The organism is Enterobacter sichuanensis, from assembly GCF_002939185.1.
GTDB classification, from domain to species: Bacteria; Pseudomonadota; Gammaproteobacteria; order Enterobacterales; family Enterobacteriaceae; genus Enterobacter; species Enterobacter sichuanensis.
Genome location: NZ_POVL01000088.1, coordinates 1 through 9,219 on the forward strand (window position 1 = coordinate 1; position 9,219 = coordinate 9,219).

The window sequence follows — 9,219 nt, forward strand, 5'->3', positions numbered from 1 at the left end:
GTTGAACCAGTAAATCTCACCGCTGCGCTGGTCACGAAGGTGATCCACCCGCGCCAGCGGGCTCCAGGCTTCATTCGGGTCGTATACATACGTGCTGCACAGCCCGCTCTCCTGCAGCAGGCGGTAGCCCTGCCACAGGAATGGGTCTGCCTGATCGGATAGATATAATTAAATTCTATAAAAATGCTGTTTCGCCACTACCAATTTTCTTCACTACAAGCCCTTTAAATTTGATACCAATCCCATGTTCCTCATCTAAATCGGTCGAGAACATGAACCCAAATTCATTGTCTTCATCTGGAGAAAGATAAACTTTCAGCAAAATCAAGTCTTTTGCATCCGTACCATATATACGCTTACTATATGCCTGGGTTTCAGTTGCGATTTTCTCGGAAAAATTTTTCTGTTTCTTAATAAGAAAATCGATGTCTTTTTTCATTTTTTCATCGACCGAATCAGATTCAAGGTTTATGCATTGGACGAGAGAAGGCCCAAATACTGTTAAGATTAAATCGACTGAAACACCTTCATCATCTACATAAAAAACCAGTTCACGTGACATTACCACCCCTATTTCATTTTGGATTCAATGAGTTGGCTGCTTTTAAGCTTTAAGAGACTAATACTTAGCCCCATGATATTTTTCGAATTGACTTATAGAACCTCAATACGGGAAAGACACAACGGAGTGCAGTAATTTTGACTCTAATGGAGCATTAACCATCAGCGGATTAAAGAAGAGCCGGTAAGGAGTATTTCCAAACCGACAATTTACAATACAGAAGTTATTTTCTTGAGAACGGAAAAAGGCATTCCCTAAAAGAACTTTCCTTGACTTCGCTTTGAAATTCCCGACCATTTTCAAGTTCTAACTTATCTAATTTAGCCAAAATAAACCTTTCGTTCTCAGCATGACCTTTATTATAAAAATCAATAGATTGCTGTCCTAAATCATCAATCTCTATTAGTTTAGAAAAAATAGAGTTAATCAGAGGATTACCTGCGTACATTACAGATTCGGTTTCCTCACAAGAAAATTTTAAATACATTATCGTTTTTTTCAAGGCGACTATCTCAGTTTGACTTAAAGTCAAAGATTTTTCTTGGTTATCAGCCACACCTACCTCCTCTAGACTTTATTTGCTCCTGATTAGCTTTCTACATTTTTCATAAGGCACTTTAGACCAAAAAAATTGTGCAAGTCAGCTGCAAGGCCCCATTCAGGTAGTGTTGAACCGGTAAATTCCACCTTTGTTCTGATCAGGAAGATGTTCTACCCTCGCCAGCAGGCTTCAAGTTTCGTTTGGATCGTAAATAAATATAAAGCATTCATTTTATTTAATAAATAAAAAAACAAAACCAAGTAAAACTCTATTTAATTAACTGGGTTTAAAGAACCTTTAAAACAGTTTAGTCATTGAGATAATTTATCAGGAGCCCAAACTGATCTTCCCCATTTTATATTACCATTCCTTAAAGTTTCCTTTATGAAATTTTCAAAATTGGAATTAAAATAGTCATCAGATCTTATCGCTATTTCAAGACTATAGTTTTCATCGCATAAAAATTCGCTTAGCCTATCTTCTTTATCTATAAGCGTTACAGTAAAACCATCACATTCAGCTTTAGCAATATAACGCCCCTCATCATCTTCACAAATTAGTGTCCGTTCAAATACCTGTTCTAGCTTTATAAGCAGCTCTTTAAATGATATATCGTCAAGCAATACAAAGCTTAACCATCTTTTATGTATACTCATCATCTCCTACTTACAGCCGACTTTGTGCTGAACATCACCACGCCTTGCCATGTCACCTAACTCATGACTCTTAAAAATTCTGAAACCAATAGGTTCTTCTCTCAAATCAAGGAGAGTACTACGTAATTTACTATCTATAGACACTTCTATTTCGCTCATTCCGGCAATTTTGGATGCATCACGACGTCTGTTAGTAAATACAGGGTCATTAGCTAAATAATCTGTAGGTGCGGCACATCCAACTCTCCTGCTCCTGCAGCAGGCGGTAGCCCTGCCACAGGAAGCGGTTGTTGGTGGTGTCGTGCGACGTGGCGACGATTTTCTGATTAGAAAGCAGTACTTACCATACTAAAAAAGGTTGATGCGGCAGAATTACACTCACATGCTTTGATTATTATTATCAAATCATGAAAATTAGTACCAGCCTAAGAAACTCCAAAAACTGGCACCTAATTTTACATACTTTTTGAAACTAGAACCATTTGGTGATTCTGGCAAGGAAGGATTGACAGGCATCACTTTCAGTTGCAAAAAAATCAACCTCTGTGCGTTTTCCATGTTCACTATAAAAAACACACCATAGCCCTCTATCGAGGATCAAACATAATGTCTCATCCTTAACACCATCAATAGAGTAGCTATCTCTGGGTATGTTTAATTTATTTAACTCACTTTGTAACTCTACTCTATCCACAGGTTTTGCCTTCTGTTTTCTTAATTACTTTCTAATGGCCGGAATCAATATAACTCTGTACAGATTGTTAAATCTCATATTGAGTGCCCGACCCAATTCACCAAACCAAGGGGAAGTTTTATTTTCCTGTACGTTGGCACAGGCTTCATAAATCCATAAATAACATAAGGTTGCACATCAGTTTCTGGAAGCAAAGCGTTTATTGGATCTGAAAAATTTAACATTTGCCGTTCAATATTAATAAACCCGGCATAAGCCGGGTTGTAAATCTATAAGTTTTCAAATTAATGACTGAATTTAAATATTTTAAACGAACCTTACTTTGAGTTTGCGATAACAGCAACCTCACTGCCGAGAATGTTATAAACTGCCTCTTTACTTTCAAGAAAACAATTCTTCTAAAAATGCCGAGAACGAATCGGCAACCAATTCAACCTCTTTATCATCCATCAGAAAAATAAAAACCTTCCCTAATGAATCATCAGGTTTGAGAGATAGTAGAAAAGAGTTCCCCCCGCCATCATAGGCAAAAGGGACCATATTCCTCAACTCACCAAACGACTCAATAAGGTCGCGATAGAGTTGCTCAATCGGCAGGTTTCCATATTTTATAGGGTTAAAACCACCAAGCATAAAAGGATTACCATCTTCATAATTATGAGGATACCCGCCATTATTTTTAAGATAAAAATCAAGAAATGACATGGGAAGACGATCATCAAAACTTGCATTGAAATCATTTATTTCATATATAGTTAGTTTTTTTTCCGAATCAGAAAGATACATGATAATTTTACCCTAAAGGATCTTCAAATGCGGTTTTGGAAAAGATTCCGCACGTACTAAACCATACAAAAACGCTGAATTCGAAGGATGAGTTAATGTCCATTTCAAATCCCATCAATTAAGGAAAACCGTTTCTTCACCAGTTTTATATTGTATCAAAAAAACACACACCAAGTTCAGACATAAATAAGTTATCACCAGACACTATCGTTAGATTTTATTCCAAAATGAAATATCGATTGCACCTGTTGACTTTATAATTTCCGTTAGCGAGCAGACTTTAAAAAAATGCGAACCAACACCTCTGATAAATAGCTCAAAATTATCAGCTATCGATTCCCATCCATCCATAGTTTGTTCACTTGTAATAGCATAAACTTTGCCATCGTGAGTATTAAGCAAGATAGTATAAGGGTCTGATATTGCAATACATATCACACCATCTGGTCTATGCTCGCCAATCCACCAATGGTTAAACTCATCACTGTTAATCCTGACTATTTTCTCCAAATAATCATCACCATGGCCGAAAGATAAATTCCCCAAAGAGAAGTTATCAATGTCATAATTATTGACAAACTCAATAAAATCCTTTGGGAAATTTACGCCAAGACTTTCCTCTGAATGCTTGATATTATTTACAGGTGCCATTCTTTTTTTCAAAATCAAATCATCCATCTCTCCATTAAAAGGAGAGAACTTCTCATGCAACTTAACTTCAATTTCATTTATTGTTAACAGCATAATTATTATCCTCATTCCGTATACCAAACACCGCCACTACGAACATGAGTACGTCCAGGTGTGGATATAGCATATGATCCAAAATCGACCTGATAATGTATTATTGTATCTCCTTTACAATTCACATGTTCAGGAAATACTTTAATCTAGGTGTCATCTATTTTCGGTAAGTGTCTCATTTCTTTTATTGTATATAACTTGCTTTTACTTAAGGAACCCGATGCATATCAGACTATTAACTCCAAAATTTTTGGTGTTTTCTTATATCGCAGTTTGAAATAAGTATTCCTGATACTAATGTTCTGTTATCTATTGAGAATGCATAATGAGGTCTTCCGGGGTAACGAGGATCAACCCGCGTCTGGTATGGATTGTTACCTCTAACCTCATATTCCTTACATAACCCAATCAGATCCTGCACAATAAACCGCACGATCTGCGGGTCGTAATAGAGGATGGATTATTAATTATATGTTTGTGGTTCAAGAAATAATTATATCATATCAAAGTCGGGCGAATTTCTCATCCGGCCTTCATTCTTATTAGCTTAAACAGTTTATTACTAGCGAGTCTAACTCTATCCATGCATCTTCTAATCTAAAAGCCAAATCTGGTTTGTTTTCCACTTGTTCAAAACTCGCATACGCATTTCTTATCATTTGAGGTATTGTATATAAATACAAAGCTAATCCTTTATCTATGAACTCCTTATTTTTCAATAAGTTAGCAACCTCCTCTAAACTAGAAACCAAGTCATTATACTGTTCATCATTGAAAACCATATTAATTCTGACATTATTAACAAAGTCATTATCAATTATTTTTTTCTTTACATCACATAACATAAATCACCTATTTAAATATGATGACTTCGTGAGGAATCTCACCAAAAATCAATACTTCCTGATGCGCCGCAGCAGCATTTCGAGTAAACGGTGTTTGTAAATTCTCTGCTGATGCCTGGCTTCTGGTGGAGGAAATCCAAGAGTCACGCAAATGCGGAGCACCTGCAATATGTTAGGCCGGTGTTATTTTATGCTAAGCTGTTGTACTTATTGTTTTTTATCCGCTCACATAATCTCGGGTTTCCAGGCGTCACCGCTCTTATGACAGTATTACTATTATATAACCCCACGGAGCAAACCACCCCAGCGGATTCAGCGGATACTGATAAAAATTCCACCCAGCATTCAACCCAAGCGGATCCTGCACGATTAACTGCCCAACCTGTGTGTGGGTCGTAGTAACGGAACAGGTAAGTTCTTCTTAGTTTCCATCTACACTACAAAAGGATACAGTGAGATATTTTTTATAGCTGTTGAAAACGAAACATATTTACAACCGCCTGGGTAGGCCTCAACATCTAAAAAAATAATCTGACCACCTAATGAAACAGTTAAAAACCTGTCACTCTCATAAGAGATGACCTGAGAAACAAATAATATTCCCTCACCATCCATCTTGATTTCAGGTGTCTCCTGACAAACATCATTAATATTCAAGCCCCATTTAAAAATGTCATCCACATCAAATTCGACATTATAACAACTATTTACTTTCGGTGGTTCACCACACCAAACAGCCACTCCATTGCCTAAAACTGAGGTGAACTCAACTTTATTTCCATCAAATTTAGATACTGTTATTTTTGGCATTTTAGTGTCGGTATACTCACCACAATATTATTGACATTCATTACATTGCTTACAGGATCGCGCATTATTCTTCTTCATGGCAATTATGCATTCAATGCTATTAAAGACCAATAGAGTTTTGTATTCCTCTAACTCCTGCATATCTCATTTACTAAACCATCAGGTAATTATTAATCATAAACCAACTGGGAGTTTTTTTATCCCGGCTTCACACCTAAACTTTACTTAATAAATTCTTTATATCAAAATCACTTTTAGGTGATAGTTTAGGAAGAGCATTCCATTCACTTTCATCGATTGGGAAAACATTCCCATAAAAATCTTTCTTTTTGCAAGAATCACCAATACCGAATGCAAAATAAATCTCATCAACATTATCAGGAGAATAATTATCCTGATGCCCAATTATTCTCCAGTCACTTTCTGGCTCAATTTTTTATCAAGCAGAGAATAGGTATCTATAATCAACGGAGGAATAATTCTTTTAGCATTCTCAATTTCATCCTCGGTTATTTTAGGTGCATCAGATAAAATATCAAAAATTTCAGCTATATGCCCTACCGACATTAATGACATAATACGACCAAAACGATATCTTCCTCCATCAACCTTAAAGCAAAATATATCGCCAGGCTTAACATAGCGAAGCATGGTTCTTGGTTTTTTCTCCCATACCCAAAATTTAAAGTTACTCATCCGGACCTTTTTCCTTTTCCGCCTGAACCATTTTTTTTGATGCTGTATCCTGCTTCAAAAAACTGTCCTCTTCCGTCAGTACGTCTATGGTCAAATGAATTCTATTTATTCCCGCGATTAGTAGCTGAAATATCTTTACCTAATGTTCCGGTACGAGTTTTATATTCCTCGATGTAGGATTGTTCGTAACCTCTAGCTTGTGCATAGGTCACATTCTCATCTAAAGGAAGCAACTGAGCACCCGGAGTTAATCGCCCAGAATCCCTATGCTCTCCCGCTCTCCTGAGAAGATCATCAGTTATACCAACGTAATAAGATTTTGTTTCTCCCGGATCAAATAATCCATAAACATTGTATCCTGTAGTATCTAGGGCGGTTAATCCATGGGATCAATCCATAACAACGGATTCGGCGCATACTGATAAAGGTTTCACCCGCCATTCAGCCCAATCGGATCCTGCACAATAAACCGCCCGACCTGCGGGTCGTAGTAGCGGAACAGGTTATTATGCAGCCCCGTTTTATCATCATACTGCTCTGAAGAGAGTTATATCTCTTATCGGACCAATAATCTATTGTATATTCATTCGAAAAATGTCAAATATATCCAGAAGCTCATAAAATGTTGAAAATTCATTTCGCTTATTTAGTTTGTACAAACCTGTATTTACATCCATTACTTCTGACATACAGCTAAAATCATCCCAAACCGTAAATCTTGCTATATAGTTTTCGTTTTCGAAATCTACCACCACACTATTGGATAACTCATTTTTATTATGAGTAAGAATATAATCACCCTGCTGAATCACCCATTGCTCAAATTTATTTAGCATCTTTTTCTAACTTTCCCATTAATTTCCTCACCTTTGATAGCGATATTTTGTGCTGTTGGCATTTCAGGAACTTCCAAGCCTTTGCGTTTAGCTAATCGCCCCTCAATAGAATCTGTCCCTACTATTTTTGCCCACCCTTCATTGGTAGGTACTAATGTTTTTTCCGGTACATCAAATTCAACATATATCGCACCATTCTTGGCCTGCTTACCAAAAGCGTCTAAATTAGCTGTTAACAAATGCTGAGCCGCTTTCTGTTAATGCCTTTTTTCTATGCACGGGCATTATTACCAATGGTAAAATACAAGCATATCTGATATTCTTTTTATTACTGTTTATCTATTTACTAACATCTAAATGTAAAAAAAAATAAGCTATGATCATATTCTGATTATGGCTTTATTTTGAAAAATCATAAATCAACAGTTACATTCATTCCTGCATCAAGAGATATCTCACTAATTTTCTTGTAAAATTCCGTAAAGCTATTAGTAATTTTATAGATATTACCGCACTCATTTTGCTCAGCGATCTCAAACTCTTGGATATCATCCTCAGCATGTAGATGTGTTCTGTCCCAATAATACACACCTTGGCTTTCATTGCCATTTAATATAAGGTAAAAATTACCTCCAGGATCATCACCAATAATTAACTTATCATCAATGAAATCAAGTTCACTTAAAAAATTTTCATTTTGACGAAAAATGTCGTGGTTTGGATTTTTCATATTTATTCCAAAAAGGGCATAAAAGGCGATAACCCCTTCATCGACACCTTCGTACTCCAGCTCACAAAAATCTGGGAATTTTACAACAAAACCATTTTTCAACCTGAGGAATTCTTTATAATCTTCTGGCAAACCGACTTTAAATTTCGCCTCCAAAATTCTAAGTTCATCTTTTGTTTTGGGTTTACCGCATGAAATAGGCATAAGCTATCCTTAGTATATAACTCCTTGATGTTAGATAATCTACCTCAAAAAAATCAAACTACAATTAATTTTTACATACATAATTTAATTGTAATTATAAAGTCGGGAAAACATCCCGACTTCTTATTTCAAATGCTTTCGAACTTGATAACAGATGGGGGGAAATCATCAGGGAATGATTTACATCTAATTTTATTTTTTAATAACCCCTCAAGAAAATCAGTTAGCCCACTATCAAAATACTCAACTTCTGGTGATCGTGCTGCAATAATAGCAACGGTCCATAGCTCACTATTATCTTTAGAATTTACCACCCAGAATAGATAATCCCCATTATCGGTAACTCCTAACGGAATCAACCCATTATCCTTGGGATACAGTTGATAATTATAATAATCCTTATCTGACTCAATCAGATAATTAAGGTCTTCCAAAATAAATTTATACTGTTCAAAAAAATTAACATCTTCATTTTTACTAAATGGATTAAAAATAACAATAAAGTCCGCAATACGACCTGAACCATACTCATTTATAAACTCAATATAATCAGAGGGGAAAGGTAAACCATCCTCAATCTGTGGCCATTTCATTCCCTTCCCCGAATCCGAAGGGGCGACAGGTGCTGCTAATATTGTAATCAGTTTATTTATTGGCATATTTACATTCCTGGAGGATTAAGTACTGTGACATGTTCGAAGAACCCTCCAGTACCCTCTGCTTTAATTGTAATTCCAGCAGGAATTCTGGAAGGACCATGATAAATAGGAGTTATATTCAAATCAATAGTTTCCCCCTGCTCTAATGCTTTCCTTATTCGACCTTCAACAGCACTCATTACAGGTGTGTTGGCTGGGCGCTGCTGGATAGTTACTAGGTTTCGTACATCATCCCCAGAGCCACCTAATTGACGACCAAGCAAATGTCCTCGAGCTCGATTAGAGCCAGCACCGGTAATAAATCCAGGTGGTTGAATATTAGGATTTGCATGCGTTCCAGTATTTATATGAGTCGCATTTAATCGGGCCTGAACGCCTGTTGGACGACCTAAATTATCCAGTTCACCATATTTGATACCACAATTCTTTAACCCCAGCGGATCGATCCAAGTGAGA

13 protein-coding genes and 3 pseudogenes are annotated in these 9,219 nt (G+C 36.5%); all 16 read right to left on the reverse strand.

From position 1 onward, the window contains the following. Positions 1-141: pseudogene (locus C5687_RS25455) on the reverse strand (RHS repeat-associated core domain-containing protein); the annotation flags it as partial. Positions 142-175: 34 nt separating this feature from the next. Further along, positions 176-562: a hypothetical protein gene (locus C5687_RS22845; protein WP_104558053.1), complete on the reverse strand. Its 387-nt coding sequence runs from the start codon at positions 560-562 to the stop codon at positions 176-178. 223 nt (positions 563-785) lie between these two features. Further along, on the reverse strand, positions 786-1,118 hold the full coding sequence (locus C5687_RS22850; protein ID WP_104558055.1) for a hypothetical protein: 333 nt from the start codon (positions 1,116-1,118) through the stop codon (positions 786-788). A 296-nt stretch (positions 1,119-1,414) separates the two neighbouring features. Further along, positions 1,415-1,762 (reverse strand): hypothetical protein, encoded by a 348-nt coding sequence (locus C5687_RS22855; RefSeq protein ID WP_238380512.1) that lies wholly within the window; start codon positions 1,760-1,762, stop codon positions 1,415-1,417. A gap of 1,072 nt (positions 1,763-2,834) precedes the next feature. Next, positions 2,835-3,239, reverse strand: coding sequence for an SMI1/KNR4 family protein (locus C5687_RS22860; RefSeq protein ID WP_104558057.1), 405 nt, complete (start codon positions 3,237-3,239; stop codon positions 2,835-2,837). Positions 3,240-3,449: 210 nt separating this feature from the next. Beyond that, positions 3,450-3,983, reverse strand: coding sequence for an SMI1/KNR4 family protein (locus tag C5687_RS22865; protein ID WP_104558059.1), 534 nt, complete (start codon positions 3,981-3,983; stop codon positions 3,450-3,452). An 11-nt stretch (positions 3,984-3,994) separates the two neighbouring features. Further along, complete coding sequence (locus C5687_RS25290) at positions 3,995-4,108, reverse strand: hypothetical protein (RefSeq protein ID WP_244956316.1); 114 nt, start codon at positions 4,106-4,108, stop codon at positions 3,995-3,997. A 417-nt stretch (positions 4,109-4,525) separates the two neighbouring features. Beyond that, on the reverse strand, positions 4,526-4,828 hold the full coding sequence (locus tag C5687_RS22875) for a hypothetical protein (protein ID WP_104558061.1): 303 nt from the start codon (positions 4,826-4,828) through the stop codon (positions 4,526-4,528). 432 nt (positions 4,829-5,260) lie between these two features. Next, positions 5,261-5,638 carry a hypothetical protein gene (locus tag C5687_RS22880; RefSeq protein WP_104558063.1) on the reverse strand — a complete coding sequence of 126 codons (378 nt, stop codon included), beginning with the start codon at positions 5,636-5,638 and terminating at the stop codon, positions 5,261-5,263. A gap of 214 nt (positions 5,639-5,852) precedes the next feature. After that, positions 5,853-6,334, reverse strand: a pseudogene (locus C5687_RS22885) (immunity 26/phosphotriesterase HocA family protein). Positions 6,335-6,767: 433 nt separating this feature from the next. Further along, positions 6,768-6,863, reverse strand: a pseudogene (locus C5687_RS25295) (RHS repeat-associated core domain-containing protein); the annotation flags it as partial. 43 nt (positions 6,864-6,906) lie between these two features. Further along, positions 6,907-7,170 carry an immunity protein TriTu family protein gene (locus C5687_RS22895; protein WP_104558065.1) on the reverse strand — a complete coding sequence of 88 codons (264 nt, stop codon included), beginning with the start codon at positions 7,168-7,170 and terminating at the stop codon, positions 6,907-6,909. After that, the gene (locus tag C5687_RS22900; RefSeq protein WP_420796120.1) at positions 7,164-7,409 is read right to left on the reverse strand and encodes a TreTu family toxin; all 246 of its coding nucleotides are present in this window, start codon (positions 7,407-7,409) and stop codon (positions 7,164-7,166) included. The genes C5687_RS22895 and C5687_RS22900 overlap by 7 nt, the downstream gene beginning before the upstream one ends. A 173-nt stretch (positions 7,410-7,582) precedes the next feature. Then, complete coding sequence (locus tag C5687_RS22905; RefSeq protein ID WP_104558067.1) at positions 7,583-8,104, reverse strand: SMI1/KNR4 family protein; 522 nt, start codon at positions 8,102-8,104, stop codon at positions 7,583-7,585. 128 nt (positions 8,105-8,232) lie between these two features. Beyond that, positions 8,233-8,763, reverse strand: a complete 531-nt coding sequence (locus tag C5687_RS22910) for an SMI1/KNR4 family protein (protein ID WP_104558069.1) — start codon at positions 8,761-8,763, stop codon at positions 8,233-8,235. 2 nt (positions 8,764-8,765) lie between these two features. Beyond that, positions 8,766-9,219, reverse strand: a 454-nt coding sequence (locus tag C5687_RS22915) for a DNA/RNA non-specific endonuclease (RefSeq protein ID WP_202911311.1), incomplete at its 5' end; no start/stop codon positions are given.

Coding starts and splice junctions, on each gene's coding strand:
- C5687_RS22905 (WP_104558067.1), bottom strand. CDS start 8,104: ATGCCTATTTCATGCGGTAAACCCAAAACAAAAGATGAACTTAGAATT.
- C5687_RS22910 (WP_104558069.1), bottom strand. CDS start 8,763: ATGCCAATAAATAAACTGATTACAATATTAGCAGCACCTGTCGCCCCT.
- C5687_RS22875 (WP_104558061.1), bottom strand. CDS start 4,828: ATGTTATGTGATGTAAAGAAAAAAATAATTGATAATGACTTTGTTAAT.
- C5687_RS22880 (WP_104558063.1), bottom strand. CDS start 5,638: ATGCCAAAAATAACAGTATCTAAATTTGATGGAAATAAAGTTGAGTTC.
- C5687_RS22855 (WP_238380512.1), bottom strand. CDS start 1,762: ATGATGAGTATACATAAAAGATGGTTAAGCTTTGTATTGCTTGACGAT.
- C5687_RS22845 (WP_104558053.1), bottom strand. CDS start 562: ATGTCACGTGAACTGGTTTTTTATGTAGATGATGAAGGTGTTTCAGTC.
- C5687_RS22865 (WP_104558059.1), bottom strand. CDS start 3,983: ATGCTGTTAACAATAAATGAAATTGAAGTTAAGTTGCATGAGAAGTTC.
- C5687_RS22860 (WP_104558057.1), bottom strand. CDS start 3,239: ATGTATCTTTCTGATTCGGAAAAAAAACTAACTATATATGAAATAAAT.
- C5687_RS22895 (WP_104558065.1), bottom strand. CDS start 7,170: ATGCTAAATAAATTTGAGCAATGGGTGATTCAGCAGGGTGATTATATT.